The sequence below is a fragment of the Anaeromyxobacter soli genome, from assembly GCF_022808855.1.
Taxonomy (GTDB): domain Bacteria; phylum Myxococcota; class Myxococcia; order Myxococcales; family Anaeromyxobacteraceae; genus Anaeromyxobacter; species Anaeromyxobacter soli.
Window position 1 is genome coordinate 84,109 of record NZ_JAKZLF010000003.1, and the last position, 22,970, is coordinate 107,078.

Consider the following 22,970-nt stretch of genomic DNA (forward strand, 5'->3'; position numbering starts at 1 on the left):
GGAGTGTAGCGCATCAGCCGGCGGCGCCGGTGAGCGGCACGAAGCGGACGGGGATGAGCTCGGTCCAGACGTTCGCGCCGTCGTTGCCCTTGTCGACGGCGCGCAGCACCTGCAGGTCGGGCGCCTCGCCCACCGGGATCACCATCCGGCCGCCGGGCGCGAGCTGGGCGACGAGGGCGGGCGGCACCTCCGGGGCGGCGGCGGTCACGAGGATCCGCTCGAAGGGCGCGGCCTCGGGCCAGCCCGCCCCGCCGTCTCCGGTGCGGAGGCGAAGGTTCTGGAGACCGAGCGTGCCGAGCAGGACCTCGCGCGCGCGCTCCGCGAGCGCGGGGACGATCTCGATCGAGAACACCTCCGCCGCGAGCCGCGCGAGGAGCGCCGTCTGGTACCCGGAGCCGGTCCCGACCTCGAGCACGCGCTCGCGGCCGCCGAGGCGGAGCTGCTCCGTCATGTAGGCGACCACGAACGGCTGCGAGATGGTCTGGCCGAAGCCGATGGGCAGCGGGTGATCCGCGTCCGCCGAGCCGCGCAGGTCCGGGGGCACGAACAGCTCGCGCGGCACCTCGGCCACGGCGCGCAGGACCGCGGGATCCCGGATGCCCATCGCCTCCAGGGCGCGCGACAGGTCGGCGCTCACGAGGCCATCCTAGACGGTCGGTCACGACCGGGAAACGGTGAGACCGAAGCCTGCCGCTCAGCCGATCTGCGCGAGGGAGAGCCGCCCGGACCAGCGCTCCCCGAGCGCCTCGGCGGCCGGCCGGTGCTCGGCGCGGCGCAGCTCGGGATCGGCCTCCACGAGCGCGAACGCGTCCTCGCGCGCCTCCTCCAGGATGGCCTCGTCGCGGTAGAGGTCGGCGACCTCGAAGAGCTTCTGGCCCGACTGGCGCGTGCCGAGGAGCTCGCCTGGGCCGCGGATGCGAAGGTCCACGCGGGCGATCTCGAACCCGTCCTGCGTCTCCTCCATGGCGTGGAGCCGCTCCCGCGCCTCGTCGCCCACCCGCTTGAAGTGCGCGATGAGGAGGCAGTGGCTCCGCGACGCCCCCCGGCCGACCCGGCCGCGGAGCTGGTGGAGCTGGGAGAGCCCGAAGCGCTCGGCGTGCTCCACGATCATCACGCTCGCGTTCGGGACGTCCACGCCCACCTCGATGACGGTGGTCGCGACGAGCACGCGGAGCGCCCCCGACCGGAAGCGATCCATCACGGCCTGCTTCTCGTCGCCCTTCATCTTTCCGTGGAGGAGCCCGACCTCGTGGCCGGCGAAGACGCGGCGCAGCTCCTCCGCGCCCGTCGTCGCGTCGGCGAGATCGGTCTTCTCGGACTCGGCGACGAGCGGGTAGACCACGTACACCTGCTGCCCCGCCTCGAGCTCCCGCCGCGCGACGTCGTAGGCGGCCCGCCGCTGCGAGTCGCCGTAGACCCTCGTCGCGACCGGGGTGCGGCCCGGAGGGAGCTCGCCGATCTTGGACTGGTCGAGGTCGCCGTAGAACGCGAGGGCGAGCGTGCGCGGGATCGGCGTCGCCGTCATCACGAGCACGTCGGGGCGGCGCCCCTTCGAGATGAGCTTCGCGCGCTGCAGCACGCCGAAGCGGTGCTGCTCGTCCACGACCACGAGGCCGAGGCGATCGAACGCGACGTCCTGCTCGAGGAGCGCGTGGGTCCCCACCGCGATCCGGGCCGTGCCGTCCGCCACCCGGGCGCGCGTCTCCTTCTGCCCCTTCCCGCGAGACGCGGCCGCGACGAGCGCGACCTCGACGCCGGTCCCCGCGAGCCAGCCCGCGAGCGTGCGGGCGTGCTGCTCGGCGAGGAGCTCCGTCGGGACCATGAGGGCGGCCTGGTGGCCGGAGCGGACGGCGACCATCATCGCCGCGAACGCGACGGCGGTCTTGCCGCTGCCCACGTCGCCCTGCAGCAGCCGGTTCATCGGCTCGGGCCGGGCCATGTCGCGGGCGATCTCGTCGAGCGCCCGGGCCTGCGCGCCGGTGAGCAGGAACGGGAGGAGCTCGAGCGCGCGCGCGATCACCGCCGGTGAGGCGTCGAACGCGATGCCAGGCTCGGTGCGCACGCCCCGCCGGCGCAGCGCGAGGGCGAGCTGCAGGAAGAAGAGCTCCTCGAAGACGAGCCGGCGGAAGGCGGGGGTGGCGCGCTCGGCGGCGAGCGCGAGGTCGGTGCCGGGCGGGGGGAAGTGCGCGTCGTGCAGCGCCTCGGCCCGCGAGAGGAGCTCGCGGCGCGCCCGCACCTCGGGCGGCAGATCGTCCACCACGAGCGGCGCGTGCTCGTCGACGAGCCGCTTCACGAGCCTGCGCAGCGCCGGGTGCTGGTAGTCGGCCGGGCCGGCGTAGATGGGGACGACGCGCCCGAAGCTCGCCGAGTCGCCCGCCGTGAGCTTCTCGACCTCGGGCTGGCTCATCTGGAGCCGCCGGCCGAACCCCTCGGTCACCTTGCCCGAGCAGAGGAGCCCTTCACCCGCCGCGAACTGCCGCAGGCGCCACGGCGGCGGGTTGAAGAACACGAGCTCGAGCGCGCCCGACGCGTCGGCCACGCCGACCTTCAGGAGCGGCCGCCCGTTCCGCATGCGCTGCACGCGGACGTGCTTCACCGTGCCGAGCACGATCCCCTCGTCGCCGGCCCGCAGCTCCGCGACGCGCCGGACGTGCGTGCGGTCCTGGTAGGCCTTGGGGAAGAACTCGAGCGCCTGCTCCACCGTGGTGCGCCCGCGCTCCTCGAGCTGGGCGCGCGTCGCGGGGTGGACTCGGGGCAGCTCGGCGAGCGCCGTCGCGAGCCGCTTGCGGCGGGCGGCGCGCTCCTCCGGCGAGCGCGGAGGAGGCGCCTCCGTCCAGGGCTCGGGGGCCGGCGGGGGCGAGACGGTCGTCGTCGCGGACGGGGTCGCGGACGGGGTCGCGGACGAGGACGAGGACGAGGACGAGGACGAGGACGGGGTCGCGGTCGGGGTCGGGGTCGGGGTCCGTGCCGCGGGCGTGGACGGAGCCGCGGGCGTGGACGGAGCGGCGGGCGTGGACCGCGCGGTGGGCGAGGTCGGCGCCGCGGGCGCGATCCTCCTGCTCTTCCCGAGCTCGGTCCGCCCGAGCCGGGCGACCTCGCGCAGCTCGTCGGGCACGGGGATGAGCGCGGAGAGGCCGCCCGCGATGCGCGTCAGCGCGGCGCGACGGCCGTCCAGGGGGAGCGCGTCGAACCCGTCGGCCTCGACCGCGAGCCGCTGCAGCGCCGGGGTGTCGGGCGCGCCGGCGGCCCGGGCGCGGGCGATGGCGCCGCGCGCGAGCTCGCCGAAGCCCTTGAGGCGCGCCGCGCCGACGAAGCCGTCCTTGACCGCGAAGCGGAGCGGCGGCACGAGCGCCGCGAGCGCCTGCTGCGCGGCCTCGAGGCCGGGACCCGGCTCCCCGGCGGCGGGCGCATCGCCCTGGCGGCCCCTCCGCTCCACGGCGCGAGGCTACCAGCGCGGTCCGACTACTCCCCGGACTCGGCGGGCAGCTCCTCCTCGACGAAGGCGATGGAATGGATCTCGTACTCCTTCTCGCCGCCGGGGGTGCGCACCGTCACGGTGTCCCCCTCCTCGCGCCCGATGAGCGCGCGCGCGATGGGGCTCGTGACCGAGATCCGCCCCTGCTTCAGGTCCGCCTCGAGCTCACCGACGATCCGGTAGGTCACCTGATCGCCGGAGTCGGAGTCCTCGAGCGACACGGTCGCGCCGAACACGACGCGATCGCCGACGTGCTTCGAGACGTCGATGACCTCGGCGCTCGCGATCCAGTGCTCGACCTGGAGGATGCGGCCCTCGATGTGGCTCTGCTTCTCCTTGGCCGCGTGGTACTCGGCGTTCTCGGAGAGATCGCCGTGGGATCGCGCCTCGGCGATCTCCTTCACGATCTTCGGGCGCTCGACGTTCTTCAGGCGCTTGAGCTCCTCCTTGAGCCGGAGGAGGCCGCCCTTCGTCATGGGGACGCGCTCGGACATCATCCACCTTCCGAAAAAATGACTGCGGCCGGCCCGAGAAGCCCGGGGCGGCCGCTTCCAGACCTTTCAGTAGAGCGCCCGCGGCTTGCTGTCAACGGGACGCCTGCCGGCCGACCCCGTGGTACTCCTGGATCGAGCGCACGCTCGGACTGCCGCCGCGGGCGGCCTCCATCGCCCCCACCGCCGCTCGGGCGCCGGTCAGGGTGGTGAAGTAGGGCAGGCCCTTCATCAGGGTCTCCCGCCGGATGGAGTAGCTGTCGGCGATCTCCTGCTTGCCGGCCGTCGTGTTGAACACGAGGTGAACGTCCCCGTCCTTGATGCGGTCCACGATCGAGGGGCGCCCCTCGTGCAGCTTGAGGACGAGCGTGGTGGGGATGTCGCGCGCCCCGAGGTACGCGCTCGTCCCGGCGGTGGCGAGCACCTCGAAGCCCAGGGCGACGAGCCGCCGCGCGACGTCCACGATGGCGGGCTTGTCGGAGTCCTTCACCGAGACGAACGCCCGGCGCCCGGCGCCGGTGCCGGGGAGCGTGTTGCCCGCCGCCGCCTGCGCCTTGAAGAACGCCCGGTAGAAGTCGAGGTCGATGCCCATGACCTCGCCGGTCGAGCGCATCTCGGGCCCGAGCATGGTGTCGACCCCCGGGAAGCGCGCGAAGGGGAAGACCGCCTCCTTGACCGAGACGTGCCGCGGCCGCTCGGCCCCGCGCGCCCCCGCCTCCTCGAGGCTCTTGCCCACCATGCAGAGCGAGCCCGCCTTCGCGAGCGGCAGGCCCGTCGCCTTGCCGACGAACGGCACGGTCCGGCTCGCGCGCGGGTTCACCTCGAGGACGTACACGTCGTCGCCCTGGATGGCGAACTGGACGTTCATGAGGCCGACGACGCCGAGCTCCTTCGCGAGCGCGACGGACTGGCGCCCGATCTCCGCGACCTTGTCGGGCGCGAGGCTGAACGGCGGCAGGGCGCACGCGGAGTCGCCGGAGTGGATGCCGGCCTCCTCGATGTGCTCCATCACGCCGCCGACCACCACGTCGCGGCCGTCGGAGACCACGTCCACGTCGACCTCGGCCGCGTCCTTGAGGAACCGATCCACGAGGACGGGGCGCTCGTTCGAGGCCTGCACCGCCTCACGCAGGTAGGTCTCGAGGTCCTTGTCGTCGTATACGACCTCCATGGCGCGGCCGCCGAGCACGTAGGACGGGCGGACCATGACCGGGTAGCCGATGCGCCGCGCGACCGCGAACGCCTCGCCGGCGCTGCGCGCGACCCCGTTCTCCGGCTGGCGCAGCCCGAGCTTCACGATGAGCTCGGCGAAGCGCTCGCGGTCCTCGGCCCGGTCGATCGCGTCGGGCGTCGTGCCGAAGATCGGCACGCCCAGCTCGTGGAGCGGCACCGCGAGCTTGAGCGGCGTCTGCCCGCCGTACTGGACGATGAGCCCCTCCGGCTTCTCGACGTGGACGATCTCGAGCACGTCCTCGAGCGTGAGCGGCTCGAAGTAGAGCCGGTCGGAGGTGTCGTAGTCCGTCGAGACCGTCTCCGGGTTGCAGTTGACCATGATGGTCTCGTACCCGGCCTTCGACAGCGCGAACGACGCGTGCACGCAGCAGTAGTCGAACTCGATGCCCTGCCCGATGCGGTTCGGGCCGCCGCCGAGGATCATCACCTTGCGGCGATCGGTCGGCGCCGCCTCGCACTCCTCCTCGTAGGTGGAGTACAGGTACGGCGTGTAGGCCTCGAACTCGGCGGCGCAGGTGTCGACCCGCTTGAACACCGGCCGGACCCCCGCCTTCCAGCGCGCGTCGCGCACCGCCTTCTCGGTCGTGGTGACGAGCTGGGCGATGCGCTTGTCCGAGAAGCCCATCCGCTTCACGGTACGGAACGCCTCGGCGCCGGCGGGGAGGCCGCCCTCCGCGAGCCTCGCCTCCGCGCGGACGATCCCCGCCATTTCCCGCAGGAACCACGGGTCGACGTAGGTCAGCGCGTAGAGGTCGTCCACCGACAGGCCGGCGCGGAGCCCCTCCGCGATCCAGAAGATGCGGTGGGAGCGCGGCACGCGGGCCTGCGCCTTGATGCGCTCCACCTCGTCGGCCGAGTACGCGTCGCCGGGGCGCTTGCCGAGCGGCGACTCGAGCCCGCAGCGGTCGATCTCGAGCCCGCGGAGCGCCTTCTGCAGGCTCTCCTGGAACGTCCGGCCGATGGCCATGACCTCGCCGACCGACTTCATCTGCGTCGTGAGCGTGTCGTCGGCGCCCTTGAACTTCTCGAACGCGAACCGCGGCACCTTCGTCACGACGTAGTCGATCGTCGGCTCGAAGGAGGCGGGCGTGTAGCGGGTGATGTCGTTCTTGAGCTCGTCGAGCGTGTAGCCGACGGCGAGCTTGGCGGCGATCTTGGCGATGGGGAACCCGGTCGCCTTGGAGGCGAGCGCGGACGAGCGCGACACGCGCGGGTTCATCTCGATGACGACCATCCGGCCCGTGCGCGGGTGCACGCCGAACTGGATGTTCGAGCCGCCGGTCTCGACGCCGATCTCCCGGATGATGCGGACCGCGGCGTCCCGCATCCGCTGGTACTCCTTGTCCGTCAGCGTCTGCGCGGGCGCCACCGTGATCGAGTCGCCCGTGTGGACGCCCATCGGGTCGAAGTTCTCGATCGAGCAGATGATGACGACGTTGTCGTGCTTGTCGCGCATCACCTCGAGCTCGTACTCCTTCCACCCGATGATCGACTCCTCGCAGAGGATCGTGTGCGTCGGGGAGAGGGTGAGCGCGCGCTTCGCCAGCGGCTCGAACTCCTCGCGGTTGTAGGCGACGCCGCCCCCCTCGCCGCCCATCGTGAAGGACGGGCGGATGATCACCGGGAAGCCGATGTCCTCGGCGATGGCGCGGGCCTCGTCCCAGCTCGTCGCGTAGCCGGACTTGGGCAGCTCGACGCCGACGCGCTGCATGGCGTCCTTGAAGAGCAGCCGGTCCTCGGCCTTCTCGATCGCCCCGAGCTGCGCGCCGATGAGCTCGACCCCGTGGCGGGCGAGCGCCCCGTTCCGCGCGAGCGCGACCGCGAGGTTCAGCGCCGTCTGCCCGCCGAGCGTCGGGAGGAGCACGTCCGGCTTCTCGCGCGCGAGGATCTGCTCGGCGACCTCCGGGGTGATCGGCTCGACGTAGGTCCGGTCGGCGAACCCCGGGTCCGTCATGATCGTGGCGGGGTTCGAGTTGAGGAGGACGATCTCGAAGCCCTCCTCCTTGAGCGCCTTGCAGGCCTGGGTGCCCGAGTAGTCGAACTCGCAGGCCTGGCCGATGACGATCGGCCCGGAACCCACGATCATGATCTTCCGGATGTCGGTGCGACGCGGCATATGGGGCGGGGAACCTAGCACACCTCGGGCCGACCTCGACACGGTCGGCGAGCCTCGGCGCATGCCGCCCGGCGCGCCGGCCGGCGGCGCCGGGGAGCCGCCGCGGGCGCCCCGCGCCGAGGCGGGCCGGGCCACGAGCGACCAGGCGTGCGACGTCCCGCCGAGCGCCCGGGCCCGGCGTCAGGGATCCATCCGGATCAGCTGGAAAGGGGAGCTGCCGCCGCGGGCGGTGAAGAACAGGTCCGTCCGGCCGTCCGGGCTGGAGACGAGCTTCGCGTCCAGGATGTGCGTCAGCGCGGGCGTCCCCAGGCCGTCCCCTCCCAGCCCCTGGCACCCGGGCGTCCCGGCAGCGCAGCCGTCGAGTCCCGTGAAGTCGGAGATCGCGGGGAGCGCGGCGCGCGTGCGGAACACGTGGAGGCCGGCCCCGGGATCGTCGAGCCCGAGGTACAGGTGGCTCGGCGTGGCGAGCAGCATCGACGCGGCCGTGACGCCGGGGTACCCGAGCCGCGTGCGGTAGGCCGCGTCCGCCGCGAGGAGGGTCCAGTCCGTCGGGTCGCAGACGGCAGGGTCGGCGCCGCCCGCCGGGTCGCACGACCAGAGCTGGGGGCCGGTGGTGGTGTTCCGGATGGCGTACAGCCGCCCGTTCCAGGCCACCGACTGGGGCCAAGCCTTGTCGGGCGGCTCGAGATCGAACTGGCGCGGGGGAGCCACGGACTGCTTCCGGTCGTAGGCCGCGCTCGCGGCCGGAGAGCAGCCGAGGAAGTCGCTCTTCGCCGCGGGCGCCTGGCCGGTCGCGACGAGGCAGCCCACGTCGTCGAAGAAGTACACGCGGCCGCCGAGCTCGGCCATCGCGTCGACGATCGAGATCGCCGTGAACCCGCCGTACGCCGCGTTGTAGGCGTCGTGCAGGCCCAGGTCGAGGGCGTCGGTCCCCTGCGCCGCGTCGAGGCCGGGGGCGGTCGGGGCGCGGAGGAGCGCGATGCCGTAAGGGCGGGAGCCGCCGTTGTCCGGGAAGCCGAGATAGAGCCGCCCCCCCGCGCCGAGCGCCGCGGAGACGCCGCGCGTGTTCGCCCCGAGCACGGTGGAGAGGTCCACGTAGGAGAAGTCGAGCGGCGAGGCCGACGCGCGGCTCAGGTACACGTAGTCGAGCTCGCCCGACGAGCGCGCGCCACCGAGCACGAGCCACTCGTCGCCCGCGAAGGAGACCGAGGTGAGCAGGCCCCGCCCGTCCTCGCCGTCGGGCCCGCAGGCCGCGGCGGTGCACCCCGTGTAGCCGAGGGTCGTGTGAGGCCAGGGGCCTGCACTCGAGGAGGTGCTGCCGACGCCGGGGTCGCGCGGGAACGTCAGCGCGAGCGACTCCTGCCCCGTCCCGTCGCGCTGCATGCGAACGACGCCGTCCCCGGTCCGGCTCGGCCCCACGTACACCTGCCCTCGATACGGCGCGACGAAGGCGAACGTGCTCCCGTCCGCGAAGGGATCGCTGGCGAGGCGGGCGACGCCGTGCGGGACCGTCGCGGTGGTGGCCGTCGCGCTCGCGCCGAGCGCGCGCCCGTCGTTCGCGTCGGCGCCCGTCACCGTCGCCGTCAAGGCGAGCGTCCCCGCCGCGACCGCCCGGCACGACCAGGCGAAGGCGACGCTCTCCCCGGCGGCGAGCGTGACGGCCTGCGTCGGGCCGGACACGACCACGACGGCCCCGGTGGACCCGTCGTCCACGAGCGACGCGGGGACCACCGCGACGGCGGTCGCCTCGCCCGTGTTCGTGACGGTGAGCGTCACCGGGAGATCGCCGAGCGCGAGCGGCCCGGGCGGCAGCGCGAGCGCGGCGGAGAGCGCGGCCGGCCGCTCGACGCGGAGGCCGCCCGTCACCGTGGCGACGACCGCGGCCCCCGTGCGCGGATCCCGGCCGATCGCGGACACGGAGACCGACACGGCGCCAGGCGCCTCCGCGCGATACGCGAGCGTGAGGGTCGAGCGCGCGCCGGGCGCGAGGTCCTGCGGCGCCGCCGGCGCGACGAGCGCGAGCGCGCCGGGCCCGGTCAGCGTCGCCTCCGGCAGGACCCCCTCCACGGGGAAGTCGCCCCCGTTCTCCACCGTCACCCCGAGCAGCACCTCCTGACCGACGCTCGCCGCCTGGACCAGCGACAGGGACGCGGAGAGCGACGGCGCCGATCCGGGCAGCACCTCGTACGCGCCGCCCGCGGTGCCCTCGCCGTAGGGACCCGCGACCCTCAGATCGTGGAAGCCCAGGGGGAGCCCTGCGGGCACGCGCGCGCGGAGCCTGGTCGGGTCGAGCCACACGACGTCCCGGAGCTCGGTCGTGCCGAGCCACGCGCGATACGACGCGTCGACGCTGCTCCCGCCGTGGACGCGCTGCACCGCCCTCACGTGGAACGCGCTCCCGACGATGTCGATGAGGGCCTCGCTCTGCTCGAAGCCCTGCGCCGGCTCGGCCGCGACCGGACGCGGCGGAGCGGACGGCGCCGACTGCCGGCATCCGAGCACGACCGCGAGGACGGCGCCGGCGAGGGCACGCTCAGTACGCGTCATGGCGGTACCCCACGACGGCGAGGAGCGTGGTGAGCGAGCCGCGGAGCGCGTCGAAGCGGGGATCGCTCATGCGCGCGACGCGGGCCTCGAGGAAGGGGCCTCCGTGCCGGCGGAGCAGCCCCCATCCACCCCCGGCGTGCAGCAGCGTCACGAGCCCCGCCTCCGCGGACATGGGGCCGGCGTCGGTCGAGACCTCCGACGCGACGTGCGCGACGCCCGCCCCTGCCCCGGCCCAGAGCGCCTGCCCGCCGGCGAGGCGCTGCTCCCATCGCACGGTGAAGAGCGCCGGGAGGTAGCGAGCGCGGCCGCGGACCTCGACCGCGCCGCCGCCGACCTGCGCCGTGTCGGTGCGCTCGTGCACGAACGCCCCGGCCTCGCCGGCCACGGCCAGCCGGCCCGCGAAGAGCGTCGTCCGGTATCCCGCCTCCACGGCGGCGTACGGCGCGAGGAGGCCGCTCGCGGCCGCGACCCCCAGCTTCGGCGCGACCCCCAGCCGCCGCTCCGGCGCCACGATCGTGAGCCGCGCGGCGCCCATCAGCCCGCCCGCGCGGACGGAGAGGACGTCGGCGCGGTCCTCTGTCGCGCGGCGCGGGCGATACCGCACCACCCAGGCCCCGGGCCCGTCCGGCTGGGTCTCCACGACGGCGGGCCGCGCGTCCGCGATCTCGGGCGCGGCCCCCTCCGCAGGGTTGCCGAAGCGGTCGCGCAGCCGGACGCGGACGCGCGCCGCCGCGCGGCCGTCCGCGACGAGCGGGGCCTCCTCCGCGACCACCTCGAGCTCCACGGGGGGACCCCCGGCGACCTCGAGCTCGGCGCGGCCCTCCACGGCGCCGGCGCGCGCGAGGACCTGCAGCCGCCGGGCCGACCCGACGCGCCCGGGGACGGAGAGGCGCGTCTCCCACGCTCCGGGGGCGACGGGCACGAGCGCCGAGAGCTCGCCGAGCGTCGCCTGGACCGCGGGCGAGGCCTCGACGGCGTTGCCGGCCGCGTCCGACGCCTCGACGCGCAGCAGGACCGCCCCGTCCGCCGCGACGCGAGCCTCGGCGGCCTGCACCGTCAGCCGCGCCAGCGCGCCGGCCCGCCGGGCGAGCTGGGCGGACGCGGCGAGCCCCGGCTCGTCGGCGAGCGCCGCGGATGCCTTCGCCACGCCGGCGCGTGCCGGCGCGAGGCGCCAGGTGCCCGCCCAGCTCCCCGGGGCCACCTCCGCGAGCCCCACGACGCGACCCTCGCTGACCTCGAGCCGGAGCGGTGCGCCGGCGCGCGGGGCGCCGTCCGGCGCGACGACGAAGGCGCGCAGCGGCAGGTCGCGCGGCGCATCCGCGGCCACCTCGGCGCTGCCGAGCGCGAGGTGGACGTGCAGCACCGGGGGTACGTTGAGATCGAGCGGCCGGCCGCGGTGGTAGGCGAAGCGAGCGCCGGGCGGAGCGACCACCGGGACGCGCGCCTCGCCGGAGGCGTCCGCCGTCACGGGTCCGAAGGACGCCTCGCCGATGGTGACGCTGATACGGGCGTGCGGGGCGGAGCGCGCCGTCGCGAGCCCCCGGCCGGTGAGCGGGAGGGCCGTCCAGCCCCACGACTCCCCGGCGGTCGCCGCGACGATCGCGACCTGCGGGTATTGCTCGGGGGGCGCGACGTACTCCGCCACGAACCGGCCGGCGCCGGCGGGGCGAAGCCCCTCGACGCGCCCCACGTTCACGGTGAGCCGGGGAGGCGCGTCGCCGGCCCCCGCGAGCTCGATCACGGCGCGTGCGTCCGGCCCGAGCACGAGCCGCTCGGGCGTCACGCGCAGCGCGAGGTCGCCGGCCGCCGCCCGGGCCGCCGCGACGAGCGCCGCGACCGCGCAGCTAGCGGTGACCGCGCGCGCTCGCATCCTGTCCCCAGCGGACGGCGAAGTCGGAGACGTCCTGCTCCGGCGCGATCGGCGCGCACGGGACCTGGCGCTCCGCGCCGTGGCCCGCCGCGTCGCGGATGACCACCGACGCGCGCATCGCCGCGCGCGCGGGGAGACGGACCGAGAACCTCCCGTCCCCGCCGACCTCGACGAGGCGCCCCTCGACGCGGACCTCCGCGCCGCGATCGACCACGCCTGACACGGTGCACACCCCCTCCCCCCGCGCGGTCCTCGCGATCTTGAGGAGGAGCGCGGGCGGAATGGGACGGGACGGATCCGGGGCCGCTCCGCGAAACGCCACCGCCTGGCGCCCGGCGCTCACATCGACGCTGGCGCCTGCCGCCTGGAGACGGACGACGCCGGTCTCGGTGGCCACGGCGAGGGACCTGCCGCTCGCGAGCACGCTGAACCGCGCCTCGTTCGCGCGCGCCACGCTCGCGCCGTCGTCGCTCTCGACCACGAGCACGCGCGCGCCGTCCGGCTGGTGATCGACCGAGATGCGGCCCCGCGACAGGCGCAGCCGCTGAACCGCTGCGGTGAGCTCACGAACCGTGAGCTGCGTCGCGTCGGACACGGCGACGCGCGAGCGGTCGCCGACCGCGAGCGTCGCGGCCGCGCCGGCGCCCGTGCGGATCGTGTCGTCCTCGCGGAGCCGCTCTCCCGCGACCACCGGCTCCCACCCGCCGGGGCGGAGCCGCTCGATCGCCCCGGTGGCGGATTCCAGCACCACCTCGCCCGCCTCGGCCGAGGCGATGACCGCGGCCGCCTCGCCGGCGGTGCGCGACGGGCGGAGCCCGGCCCACCCGGCGGCGGCCGCGGCCAGCAAGGCCACCCCGACGAGCGTGACGCGGAGCCCGCGCCTGCGGGGGGCCGCCATCGCGGGGGCGACCGGCACCGGCTGCGCGGCGCTCGCGGCGAGCTCCACCACGAGCTCGGTGCTGGCCCACGGGCGCCTGGCCGGGTCCGCTTCTGCCGCGAGGCGGAGCTCGCCGCCCGCGGCCCGCAGCATCCGGCGCGCGATGGCGAGGCCGAGCCCGCTCCCCTTCCCCCGCGCCTTCGTGGTGTAGCCCACCGTGAAGATCCGCTCGCGGTCCGCCGTGAGGATGCCGATCCCCTCGTCGGCCACCCGCACCTGGGCCCGCGCGCCGTCCGGCGCTCGCAGCACCCTCACCTCGATCCGACCGCCGCCGCCCTGCTCGACCGCGTCGAGCGCGTTCGAGACGAGGTTCGAGACGGCGTGGAGGAGCGCCTGGGCGCTGCCGTGCGCGCCCGGCACGTCGCCGTCGACGACGAGCGCGAAGCGATCGCCCAGGAGGTCGAGCCGCGCGCGCGCGGCCGCGATCGCGCGACGGACCACCGGCTCCACCAGGAAGGCGCCCAGCTCGGCGCCCCCCGTCATCAGCTGCTGGAAGGTGTCGAGCGTCTCCTGGAGCCGCGCGACCTGCCCGGTCGCCATGGACCAGACGTCGAGCGTCGTGACCGACGGGCCGAGCTCGCGGGCGACGAGCCGCAGGGCGGCGTCCAGCGCGGTCAGCGGCTGGCGCAGCTCGTGGATCAGGCCGGGGCCGAGGAGCTCCCGGTCTCCCGTGTCCGATCCAGGCGGTCGGCTCGACGACCTCTTCATCCATCGTCCCCCGGGTGCGCGTCGCCGCAGCTGGGCTCGCGGCGGCGCGCAGGCGGCGTCGCGCGCTGCGAGCGTCCGCGGGACGCCCCGGCGCGCTTTCGACCCGGAGCATACCTGGACCCGTTCGCCTTTCCGTGAAGCTGCCCGTCTCGGGCTGTCGTCGGGTGGGCGCGGCTGGCTGCGGATGTGCGCCGCGCTCGCCCTTCCGCGCACTGGCCCCCTCGCCCCTGGAGACGACGACGCCCCGCGCGGCGCATGGCCGGCGGGGCGTCGAGGTCGCGGGGTCCCGACGAGCTTCGCTCGGCGGGGCGGGGGCGCAGCCCCCGGTTAGAAATAAAATCGCAGGAACGCGAGGCCCGTCGTGAACACGCCCGAGGAGTCGCCGGACGCGTCGGAGTCGGAGCGGAACCCGAGCTGCGCCTCCGCGCCGAGGGAGAAGTTCGTCGTGAGGTAGTGCTCGCCGCCGATGGCCGCGGCGAGGATCACGTCCGTGCCGCTCTCGTCGTTGGTGCCGTTGTCTCTGCTCGCGAAGTTGAGCTTGAACCGGCCGCCCATGTAGAGGTCGAACGGCGCGGCGAGGCGCTGGACGTAGAAGACGCCGACGCCCACCGTCACGTCGCTCCGGTCGACCTGGCCCGCCGGCCGGTCCTGGGTCAGCACCCCGAGCGAAGGCTCGATGCGGAGCGTCGGGGCCACGTTGATGGGCGCGTAGACCTCGATCGTCGGCGGGCCGGCGCCCTCCAGCGGGACGATGGAGATGCCGAGACCGAAGGGCCGGCGCGCGTCCTGTGCGTGGGCGGTGGCGGAGAGCGCGAGGGCGGCGAGGGCGAACACGAGCTTCTTCATGAGGCTCCTTTCCTTTCACGCACGGTCGGTGCGTCGTGGGCTCGCGGGACTGTAGCCCCGGACGGCCCACCGCCGAAGAAAAGGACCCCCCGCGGCAGGACGCCGCGCATGTCGTGGCGCGGCCACGCCACGAGACGACGACGCCCCGCGCGGCCAACGGGGCCGGCGGGGCGTCGGGGTGCACGGAGCGGCGCGCAGCCCTCAGGAGGTGGTCAACCCTGAGGGCCCCGTGAGACGGAGCCTCAACCCAGGCTCTTCGCCATCTCGGCGATGCGGTCGCAGCCCTTGTCGATCTGCTCCATCGACGTCGCGAACGAGAGCCGCATGTAGCCGGGGGCGCCGAACGCCGAGCCGGGGACGGCCGCGACGAGGTGCTTCTCGAGGAGGAGGTCGATGAGCTTCCCGTCGGTGCCGAGCGGCTCGGCCGCTCCGGGCGCCTTCCGGGACAGGAGCGCGCTCACGTCGGGGAACGCGTAGAACGCGCCGCCCGGATCGAAGCAGCGGACGCCCGGGATGGCGTTGAGCCGCCCGACGATGTGCTTGCGCCGCTCGTCGAACGTCTTGCGCATCTTCTCGACCTCCTCGTCCACGCCCGGGAGCGTGAGCGCGCCGAGCGCCGCCTTCTGGGAGATCGAGGCGGGGTTCGAGGTCGAGTTGTCCTGGAGCTTCTGCATCGCGGAGATGAGCGCCTGCGGGCCCGCGGTCCAGCCGATGCGCCAGCCGGTCATCGAGTAGGTCTTCGACGCGCCGTTCACGAGCGCGACCTGCGGCTGGAGCGAGGGATCGAGGTCGAGGACGTTCTCGAAGCGGCCCTTGTAGACGAGCTTGTCGTAGATGTCGTCGGAGACGATCAGGATCTCCGTGCCCTTCACCGCGGCGACGACCGTCTCGAGCGTGCGCCGCGAGAGCATCGCGCCCGTCGGGTTCGACGGGCTGTTCACGATGATCGCCTTGGTGCGCGGGGAGATCGCCTTCTTGATCTGCTCCGGCGCCGGGTCGAAGCCCGTGTCCATCGTGGTCTCGACGAGGACCGGCACGCCGCCGGCGACGCGGACCATGTCGGCGTAGGAGACCCAGTACGGCGTGAAGATGACGACCTCGTCGCCCTCGTTCAGCAGCGCCTGGAACAGGTTGTAGAGGGCGTGCTTGCCGCCGCAGGAGACGAGCACCTCGGTCGCCTTGTAGGTGACCCGGTGCTCCTTCTGGATCTTCGCCGCGATCGCCTCGCGCAGCTCGGGGATGCCGTTCGTGGGCGTGTACTTCGTGAAGCCCTGGTCGATCGCCTTCTTCGCCGCGTCCTTAATGAGCGCGGGCGTGTCGAAGTCGGGCTCGCCGGCGCCGAAGCCCACGACGTCGATGCCCTTCTGCTTCATCTCCCGGGCCTTCGCGGTGATGGCCAGGGTCGGCGACGGCTTCACGGCGTCGAGCCGCTTCGCGAGCTTCATGATCGGTGTCTCCTCGGGCGAGGTGTGGAGGCCGCCCCAGGGCGGCCAAAGCGCCGACGATAGCAGAACCGAGGTGGGGTACGCGCCCCGAACGCGGGAGCGGACGGCTAGTGGCGCCCCGGGGTGCCGAGCTTGCGGCGGAGCCCCTCCGCCACGTTGGGCGGGACGAGGCCGCTCACGTCGCCGCCGAAGGTGGCGACCTCGCGCACGAGCTGCGCCGACACGAAGAAGTAGTCCTCGCCCGTCATGACGAAGACCGCCTCGAACTCGGGCAGGAGCTTGCGGTTCATGTTGGCGAGCTGGAACTCGTACTCGAAGTCCGAGACCGCCCGGAGCCCGCGGATGACGGTGTAGACGCCCTTCGAGCGCACGTAGTCCACGAGGAGCGCGTTGAAGGAGTCCACCTCGACGCGGGGGTCGTTCCCGACCGCCTCGGAGATGAACGCCATGCGCTCGTCCGCCGTGAACAGGGGCGATTTCTGCGGGTTGTTCGCGACCGCCACGATCAGCCGGTCGAAGACCTTGAGGCCGCGGTTGATGATGGCGAGGTGGCCGTTCGTGAGCGGGTCGAACGAGCCGGGGTAGATGGCGGTGCGGCGGGGCATGAGGTGGCGGAGTATCCCTCACTCGCCCACGTAGATCGAGATTCCCGTGCCGCCGTAGTGCCGGCGGTCCGCGAGCGCGAGGCCCCCGATCCGCTCGGGCGGCGGGCGCCGCGCGTCGTGCTCCGCCACGGCGCGGCCGCCCGGCGCGAGGCACCCCTCGGCGAGCGCGAGCGCCGCCTCCGGACCCTCCGCGTACGGGGGATCGACGAAGACGAGCGCGAAGGCGCGCCGCGGCAGGCGCGGCACCACGTCCTCCACCCGGCCGCGCCGGACGTCCAGCCGCGCCTCGAGCCCCAGGGCCGCGGCGTTCCGGGCGATGAGCTCCGCCGCCGCGCGGTCCGCCTCGACGCAGACGGCGCGGGCGCAGCCGCGGGAGAGCGCCTCGAGCGCGAGGGCGCCGGTTCCGGCGTACAGGTCGAGGACGTCCCCCCCGTCGAAGAACTGGCCGAGCACGTTGAAGACCGCCCCGCGGACCTTGTCGCTCGTGGGCCGGGTCGAGACGCCGCGGGGCGCCGCGAGCCGCCGGCCGCGGGCACTGCCGGCGATGATCCGGGTCACGGCCCGCGCTCCTCGACCCGGCGCAGGAGCGCGCTCGCGAGGGCCAACGCGGAGCCGGCCGCGCCGAGGCCCTCCACGAGGTCGGTGACCTCGGCGAACGCGCGCGCCTCGCGGCGCTCCGCGTCCTCGCCTGTCTCGGTCCCCGATCGCGGAGCAGGATCCCGGCCGGCCCGCGCCTCGGCCGCGCCCCCGTCCTCGCAGGCGCGCACGGGCGAGCCCTGCAGCGCGCCGAGCAGCGCCGGGGTCACGGGCCCGCGGCGCATGACGGCCGTCCCCCGCAGCGCGAGCGCGAGCCGCGCGAGCGCGTCCGCCTGGGCCCGCGCCTCGCCCTCGTCCGCCGGCGCCGGGCAGCGCACCGCCGCGAGGTCCGGGCGGAAGCCCCGGCGCGCGAGCGCCTGCAGCCCGGCGATCGCCCGCGGCGCGCCGCCGGACGCGTCCTCGAGCGGCAGGACCCAGTCCACGCCGAGCCCGCGCTCGACGGCGGGGGCGGCCACCTCGGCGAGGACGCGGCCGCGCTCGGGCGCGGAGACCGCCTCGCCGTCGATCGACACGTGCGTGAGCCCGGCGTCCACGAGCGCCCAGGACTCGGAGACGGCGCGCTCCACGTCGAGCGCACCCTCCCCCGCGACCCTCACCTCGCCCGCGAGCAGGAGCGGCAGCCCGCCGGCGACCTCGTCCGCGGCGGCGGTGACCTCGGCGAACCAGCGCTCGGGGCGGCCGCCGCGCGGCAGCGCGAGCCCGAGGGCGCTCCCGAGCGCCTTCGCCGCGACGAGGGCGCCGCGCGCGACCGCCGCCGAGGGCGCGCGGACGAGCGGCAGGACGAGGCCCAGCTCCGCCGCGGGCGCGAGCAGATCGCGGAAGGAGAGCGGGCACGCTGCGCTGCGCGGGGGCAGGCGCTGGACGGTGCGCGCGGGCCGGAACGCGGACAGGCGCGAGATCACCCGCACGGTATAGCACGCGTCCGACCGGGCCCGCGGGCCACCCTCGGAGGGAGCGCCGTCAGTGCGTGTGCACGTCGTGGAGGTGCTCGTACTCGACCGACTCGATCTGGAGGGTCGTGTGATCGATCCCGAACGAGCGGCGGAGCCCGCGCTTCACCTCGTTCAGGATGTCGTCGTTGCGGCCCATCGACTCGGCGCGGACGACGAGGTGCGCGGAGAGCGCGTAGAGGCCCGAGGAGATCGTCCAGATGTGGAGGTCGTGGACGGCGGACACCCCCGCCGCCGACTCCATCTGGCGCGTGACGGCGGAGACGTCGAGGTGCCGCGGCACGCCCTCCATCAGGATGTCGGTGATCTCGAGGATGAGCCGGAGCGCGCCCCACACGATGAGCGCGGAGATCGCGAGGGACAGCACCGGGTCGAGCCAGCGCAGCTCGGGGTGGAGTGCCATCGCGCCCGCGCCGAGGAGGATGGCCACGGAGGAGACGGTGTCCGAGAGCACGTGCAGGAACGCGGCGCGCGCGTTGAGCGTGTGCTCCCCGTGGAGGAACCACAGGATGGCGAGGTTCGCGGCGAGGCCGATCGAGGCGATGATCGCCATGAGGCGGAGGTCGATCGGGCCGTGCGGCTCCTGCAGGCGCTGCACCGCCTCCCAGACGATCCAGGCGGAGAGGAGGACCAGCGCGCCCACGTTGATCTGCGCCGCGAGCACCTCCGCGCGGCGGTAGCCGAAGGTGCGCTTGTCGTCCGCGCGGCGGGTGGCGAGGAACGCCGCGACGAGCGCGAGCCCCAGCGCGCCGGCGTCGGTGAGCATGTGGGCGGCGTCGGAGAGGAGCGCCAGGGAGCCCGAGAGCCACCCGCCGATCGCCTCGGCGACCATCACGCCGCCGGTGATCGCCATCGAAGCGCCGAGGCGGCGCACGCTCGCGCCGGCGTGGTGACCTCCCACGCCGTGCGCGTGCGGCCCGTGATCGTGCTCGTGCGCCGGATGGCCGGGCGCGTGCCCGCCCTCGTGCCCGGCGCGCGGCTCGTCGTTCGGCCCCGGGTGCCGGTGCTCGTGCGCTCCGTGGCCGTGGGAGTGGCCGTGCGACATTCCGCTTGAACCTCCGCGTCCCTCAGTCTACGCCATGGAGCCACGGACGGGCACCCGGGGCGCGAGGCTCTCGCGCGGCGCGGCGCCGGTCCGGCGGAGGTCCATGGAGAAGACCGAGCATCTCGCGACGGGCCAGGACGGCACCCGTCTGCACTGGACGAGCACGGGCGCGGGCGGACCTCCGGTGGTCCTCACGGACGGGATCGGCTGCGCCGGCTACGTCTGGCGGGCGCTCGAGCCCGCGCTCGCCCGCGAGCGGCGCGTGCTCCACTGGAACTACCGGGCGCACGGGCGCAGCGCCGCCCCCGAGGATCCCGAGCGCATGACGATGGACGACTGCGTGTCGGACCTCGTCGCGGTGCTCGACGCGGCGGGCGAGGAGCGCGCCGTGCTCGCCGGCCACTCCATGGGCGTGCAGGTCGCCCTCGAGCTCCAGCGCCGCCACCCGGAGCGGGTCGCGGCGCTCGTCCTCCTGTGCGGCGCCCCGGGGAACCTGCTCGACACCTTTCACGACTCGGCGGTGCTCCGCTACGCGTTCCCCTACGCGAAGCAGCTCGTCCTGCGGTACCCGGACGTCGCGCGGCTCGCCTTCCGGACGATCGTCCCGACCGACCTCGCCCTCGGCTACGCGATGACCTTCGAGGTGGACGGCACCCGCGTGCGCCGCGCCGACCTCGTCCGCTACCTCGACGAGCTCGCCGAGGTCGATCCCACCCTGTTCGTCCGGCTGCTCTCCTCCGCCGCCGAGCACGACGCGAGCCCGCACCTGCCGAACGTCGCCGCCCCGACCCTCGTCGTGGCGGGCGAGCGCGACTCGTTCACGCCCATGCGCCTGTCCGAGGCGATCCACCGCGCCGTGCCGGGCAGCGAGCTCGTCGTCGTGCCGGGCGGCACGCACGTCGCGCCGCTCGAGGAGCCCGAGCTCGTCGCGGAGCGGACGCTCGCGTTCCTCGGCGAGCGGGCCCCCGTCCGCCGTGCCGGGCGCGGCGGCGGCGCCGCGCCCGGCACCCCGAAGAAGCCCCGCCGCCGGACCGGGGCGGAGCCGTCGCCCAGGCGCCGCACCCCGCGCGCGCAGAAGCCCCGCGCCCGCTAGAGGCGACCCTTGCGCCGCGCGCTCCTCGCCGTCGCGCTGCTCGGGGCGCTCGCCGCCGCGCCCCGGCCCGCCGCCGCGCAGCCGTACGATCCGGCCTATCGCTGGCGCACGATCGACACGGCGCACTTCCGGGTCCACTTCCACCAGGGCGAGGAGCCGCTCGCCCAGGACGTCGCGGTCGTCGCGGAGCGCGCGCACGCGGCGCTCACCCCCGTGCTGGGCTACGCGCCGCGCCGCACCGAGATCGTCCTCTCCGACGACGTGGACGACGCGAACGGCTCGGCGACGCCGCTGCCCTACGACACGATCCGGCTCTACGCGGTGCCGCCGCCGTCGCTCTCGGAGCTGAACGACTACCGCGACTGGCTCGAGAGCCTGGTCTTCCACGAGTACGTCCACATCCTCCACCTCGACCACGTCGGCGGCATCCCGGGGGGCGCGAACCGGATCTTCGGCAAGCTGTTCGCGCCGAACGGGCTCGTCCCGGCGTGGATGACCGAGGGGCTCGCGGTGCTGCACGAGTCGAACGGCGATCCCGCGAGCGGGCGCAACGCGAGCGCCATCCACGAGATGTACGCGCGCGCGCTCGCCCTCGAGCCGCCGGGGTTCCCGCCGCTCGACGAGGCCTCGAACCCGCTGCTCGAGTGGCCGGTCGGGACCGCCCCGTACCTCCTCGGCGGGCGCTTCATGCGCTTCCTCGAGGAGCGCTACGGGGACGCCGCGATCGCGGGCTACCTCGGCCGGCAGGGCGCGCAGCTCTGGCCGTACGCGCCGTCCTGGGTGGCGAGGCCGTACTTCGGCGGCCGGTCCTTCCCGGAGCTCTGGGCCGAGTACGCGGAGGCCGAGCGCGGGCGCGGCGAGGAGGTGGTGACGGCGGTGCGCGAGCGGCCCGTCACCGCGGCGCGCCGGCTCACGGCGCGGGGCGGGCGCGCGGAGAACCCGCGCTGGAGCCCGGACGGCTCGTTCGTCGCGTACTGGCGGCGCCCGCTCGACGGCCGCCCCGGGCTGTTCCGCGTCTCGCCGGAGGGCGAGGACCTCGGCCGCGCCGCGACCGTGGACGCGAACGGCACGTTCGCGCTCCGCTCGCCGGGCGAGGCGATCGCCGCGATCGGCGAGGTCCACCGCGAGTTCCGCGTCTACGACGACCTCCGCCGCGTGGACCTCCGCACCGGACGCACCCGGGCGCTCACCCGCGGCGAGCGCGCGACCGATCCGGATCTCGCGCCGGGCGGCGCGTTCCTGGTCTACGTCCAGCGCTCCGGCCCGGGGGTGCTCGCGCTCGTGCGGCGCCCGCTCGACGCCGCCGGCCGGCTCGGCGCCCGCGAGGTGCTCTTCTCGCACCGCGGCGCGGAGGTGTACGAGCCCCGCGTCTCCCCGGACGGCCGGCGCATCGCGTTCACGCTCCAGGAGGGCGGGCGTCGCGATCTCGCCCTGTGGGAGGACGGGCGCGTCACGCGCCTCGCCGACGACGGCGCGCTCGACACGTCCCCGGCCTGGACGCCGGACGGACGGTTCGTGCTCTTCGACTCGGATCGCGGCGGGCTCTACAACCTGTACGCGTGGGAGGCGGCGACCGGCGAGATCTCGCAAGTAACGAACGTCGAGACCGGAGCGTTCCAGCCGGACGTCTCGCCCGACGGGAAGACGATCGCGTTCCTCCTGTACTCGCGCGCGGGCTACGACGTCGCCACGATCCCGCTCGATCCCGGCAGCTTCATGCCGCCCTTCCCCGCCCCGCCCGCGCCGGCGGCGGCGTGGGACCAGACCCCGACCGCGACCGCGACGGCGACCCGGACGGCGCCCGCGCCCGCGGCGGACGATCCCGCCCCGCTCCCCTCCCGCCCCTACCGCGCGCTCGACACGCTCGGCCCGACCTTCTGGCTTCCCTTCCTCTCCGGCGACGCGTCGGGGACGGTGGTCGGCGCGATCACGGGCGGCGTCGACGTGCTCTTCCGCCACGCCTGGGCGGCGCAGGCGTTCTGGAGCACCTCCTCGCGCGAGCCCGGCTACGCCCTCGCCTACCAGGGCGCCTGGTCCTGGCCGCGGCTCGATCTCTCCTCGTCGCGCTTCGTGGGCAGCTCTCCCGACCCGGGCGACCGGCTCCTGTCCGTGTGGACGCTCGCCGACGCGGGAGCGACCTTCACGTTCACGCGGCTCGCCCGCGTCACCGCGCTGAGGCTCGGCTGGAGCGGAACCCGCTACGACACGCTCGCGGGCGAGCCCGGCCCGGATCCGCGCCTGCCCTACCCGTTCCGCGACGGCTTCCTCTCGGACCTCTCGCTCCGGCTCTCCTACTCCGACGCGCGGCGCTTCGTCCGCTCCATCTCGCCCGAGGAGGGGCGGAGCGCCTCGCTCTCGCTTCGCTACGCCGGGCCGGGGACCGGAAGCGACTACGACCTCGCGCGTGCTCGCGGCTCCGTGGAGCAGTACCTGCGCGTCCCGGGGCTCGCGCGGACGGTGCTCGCGCTCAGGCTCTCCGGCGGCCTCGCGCGCGGCACGCTGGGGGGGAGCGCGCCGTTCGAGCTGGGAGGCGTCTCGCAGCCGGACGTGCTCTCGATCGCCCTCGGGGCGGCGCTCGGGCTCACGGGCTCGCCGCCGGATGCGCTGCGCGGCTATGCGGTCGGGTCGTTCGAGGGGACGGGGTACGTCCTCGCGAACGGGGAGCTGCGCTTCCCGCTCGGCAATCCCCGGCTCGGCCACGGCACCTGGCCGCTGTTCCTGCGGCGGGTGCACGGCGCCCTGTTCGCCGATCTAGGCGAGACGTTCGACCGGCCCGGCGAGCCGATCCTCGCGGGCAACCGGCTCTCGGGCGAGGCGCTCCGGCTCGGCGTCGGCGCGGAGCTCCGCCTCGAGCTCGTCCTGGGCTACTTCCTCCGCACCGACCTGCGGCTCGGGCTCGCCCGCGCGATGGGCGCGCCCTTCGGCGGGTGGCGGGCCGCGGACGCCTGGCTCGGGCCCGACGAGGTCTCACCCTACGTGATCCTGGGAGCGTCCTTCTGACCGGGTCGTGGG

The 22,970-nt window shown here is 75.0% G+C and carries 15 protein-coding genes; 2 read left to right on the forward strand and 13 right to left on the reverse strand.

Features of this window, described 5'->3' with window-relative positions; genetic code table 11:
• Window positions 1-13 precede the first annotated feature (13 nt).
• The 13 genes from MLV88_RS03765 to MLV88_RS03825 all read right to left on the reverse strand — a co-directional run bounded on the left by MLV88_RS03765 (window position 14) and on the right by MLV88_RS03825 (window position 18,865).
• Entirely contained in the window at window positions 14-637 is a 624-nt protein-coding gene (locus MLV88_RS03765; protein WP_308197069.1) for a protein-L-isoaspartate(D-aspartate) O-methyltransferase, read from the reverse strand.
• A gap of 57 nt (window positions 638-694) precedes the next feature.
• Entirely contained in the window at window positions 695-3,436 is a 2,742-nt protein-coding gene (gene recG, locus MLV88_RS03770; RefSeq protein WP_243336912.1) for an ATP-dependent DNA helicase RecG, read from the reverse strand.
• Between the two features lie 26 nt (window positions 3,437-3,462).
• On the reverse strand, window positions 3,463-3,969 hold the full coding sequence (gene greA / locus MLV88_RS03775; RefSeq protein WP_242339991.1) for a transcription elongation factor GreA: 507 nt from the start codon (window positions 3,967-3,969) through the stop codon (window positions 3,463-3,465).
• Between the two features lie 91 nt (window positions 3,970-4,060).
• Window positions 4,061-7,315: a carbamoyl-phosphate synthase large subunit gene (gene carB, locus MLV88_RS03780; protein ID WP_243336921.1), complete on the reverse strand. Its 3,255-nt coding sequence runs from the start codon at window positions 7,313-7,315 to the stop codon at window positions 4,061-4,063.
• Between the two features lie 180 nt (window positions 7,316-7,495).
• A complete protein-coding gene (locus MLV88_RS03785) occupies window positions 7,496-9,862 on the reverse strand; it encodes a DUF11 domain-containing protein (RefSeq protein ID WP_243336922.1) in 2,367 nt (788 codons plus the stop codon).
• Window positions 9,849-11,732: a hypothetical protein gene (locus MLV88_RS03790; protein ID WP_243336923.1), complete on the reverse strand. Its 1,884-nt coding sequence runs from the start codon at window positions 11,730-11,732 to the stop codon at window positions 9,849-9,851. Before MLV88_RS03790 ends, MLV88_RS03785 begins: the two co-directional genes overlap by 14 nt.
• Window positions 11,707-13,377, reverse strand: coding sequence for an ATP-binding protein (locus MLV88_RS03795; RefSeq protein ID WP_243336924.1), 1,671 nt, complete (start codon window positions 13,375-13,377; stop codon window positions 11,707-11,709). Before MLV88_RS03795 ends, MLV88_RS03790 begins: the two co-directional genes overlap by 26 nt.
• Window positions 13,378-13,704: 327 nt before the next feature.
• Window positions 13,705-14,223 (reverse strand): outer membrane beta-barrel protein, encoded by a 519-nt coding sequence (locus tag MLV88_RS03800; protein WP_242341180.1) that lies wholly within the window; start codon window positions 14,221-14,223, stop codon window positions 13,705-13,707.
• A gap of 242 nt (window positions 14,224-14,465) precedes the next feature.
• Entirely contained in the window at window positions 14,466-15,668 is a 1,203-nt protein-coding gene (locus tag MLV88_RS03805; RefSeq protein WP_242341179.1) for a pyridoxal phosphate-dependent aminotransferase, read from the reverse strand.
• A gap of 107 nt (window positions 15,669-15,775) precedes the next feature.
• Entirely contained in the window at window positions 15,776-16,273 is a 498-nt protein-coding gene (gene coaD, locus MLV88_RS03810; protein WP_242341178.1) for a pantetheine-phosphate adenylyltransferase, read from the reverse strand.
• 18 nt (window positions 16,274-16,291) lie between these two features.
• Window positions 16,292-16,831 (reverse strand): 16S rRNA (guanine(966)-N(2))-methyltransferase RsmD, encoded by a 540-nt coding sequence (gene rsmD / locus MLV88_RS03815; protein ID WP_242341177.1) that lies wholly within the window; start codon window positions 16,829-16,831, stop codon window positions 16,292-16,294.
• A complete protein-coding gene (locus MLV88_RS03820) occupies window positions 16,828-17,772 on the reverse strand; it encodes a hypothetical protein (protein WP_243336925.1) in 945 nt (314 codons plus the stop codon). Before MLV88_RS03820 ends, rsmD begins: the two co-directional genes overlap by 4 nt.
• A 58-nt stretch (window positions 17,773-17,830) precedes the next feature.
• Window positions 17,831-18,865, reverse strand: a complete 1,035-nt coding sequence (locus MLV88_RS03825; RefSeq protein ID WP_243336926.1) for a cation diffusion facilitator family transporter — start codon at window positions 18,863-18,865, stop codon at window positions 17,831-17,833.
• Between the two features lie 103 nt (window positions 18,866-18,968).
• On the opposite strand from MLV88_RS03825, the gene MLV88_RS03830 reads away from it, so the two are divergent.
• Window positions 18,969-19,958, forward strand: coding sequence for an alpha/beta fold hydrolase (locus MLV88_RS03830; protein ID WP_243336927.1), 990 nt, complete (start codon window positions 18,969-18,971; stop codon window positions 19,956-19,958).
• Between the two features lie 9 nt (window positions 19,959-19,967).
• Window positions 19,968-22,958 (forward strand): BamA/TamA family outer membrane protein, encoded by a 2,991-nt coding sequence (locus MLV88_RS03835; protein ID WP_243336928.1) that lies wholly within the window; start codon window positions 19,968-19,970, stop codon window positions 22,956-22,958.
• Window positions 22,959-22,970 lie beyond the last annotated feature (12 nt).

What these genes read in the sequence shown, in the direction of transcription:
- MLV88_RS03830 (WP_243336927.1), top strand. Translation starts at nt 18,969, where the DNA reads ATGGAGAAGACCGAGCATCTCGCGACGGGCCAGGACGGCACCCGTCTG.
- carB (WP_243336921.1), bottom strand. Translation starts at nt 7,315, where the DNA reads ATGCCGCGTCGCACCGACATCCGGAAGATCATGATCGTGGGTTCCGGG.
- MLV88_RS03825 (WP_243336926.1), bottom strand. Translation starts at nt 18,865, where the DNA reads ATGTCGCACGGCCACTCCCACGGCCACGGAGCGCACGAGCACCGGCAC.
- MLV88_RS03795 (WP_243336924.1), bottom strand. Translation starts at nt 13,377, where the DNA reads ATGAAGAGGTCGTCGAGCCGACCGCCTGGATCGGACACGGGAGACCGG.
- coaD (WP_242341178.1), bottom strand. Translation starts at nt 16,273, where the DNA reads ATGCCCCGCCGCACCGCCATCTACCCCGGCTCGTTCGACCCGCTCACG.
- greA (WP_242339991.1), bottom strand. Translation starts at nt 3,969, where the DNA reads ATGTCCGAGCGCGTCCCCATGACGAAGGGCGGCCTCCTCCGGCTCAAG.
- MLV88_RS03805 (WP_242341179.1), bottom strand. Translation starts at nt 15,668, where the DNA reads ATGAAGCTCGCGAAGCGGCTCGACGCCGTGAAGCCGTCGCCGACCCTG.
- MLV88_RS03790 (WP_243336923.1), bottom strand. Translation starts at nt 11,732, where the DNA reads ATGCGAGCGCGCGCGGTCACCGCTAGCTGCGCGGTCGCGGCGCTCGTC.
- MLV88_RS03785 (WP_243336922.1), bottom strand. Translation starts at nt 9,862, where the DNA reads ATGACGCGTACTGAGCGTGCCCTCGCCGGCGCCGTCCTCGCGGTCGTG.
- MLV88_RS03800 (WP_242341180.1), bottom strand. Translation starts at nt 14,223, where the DNA reads ATGAAGAAGCTCGTGTTCGCCCTCGCCGCCCTCGCGCTCTCCGCCACC.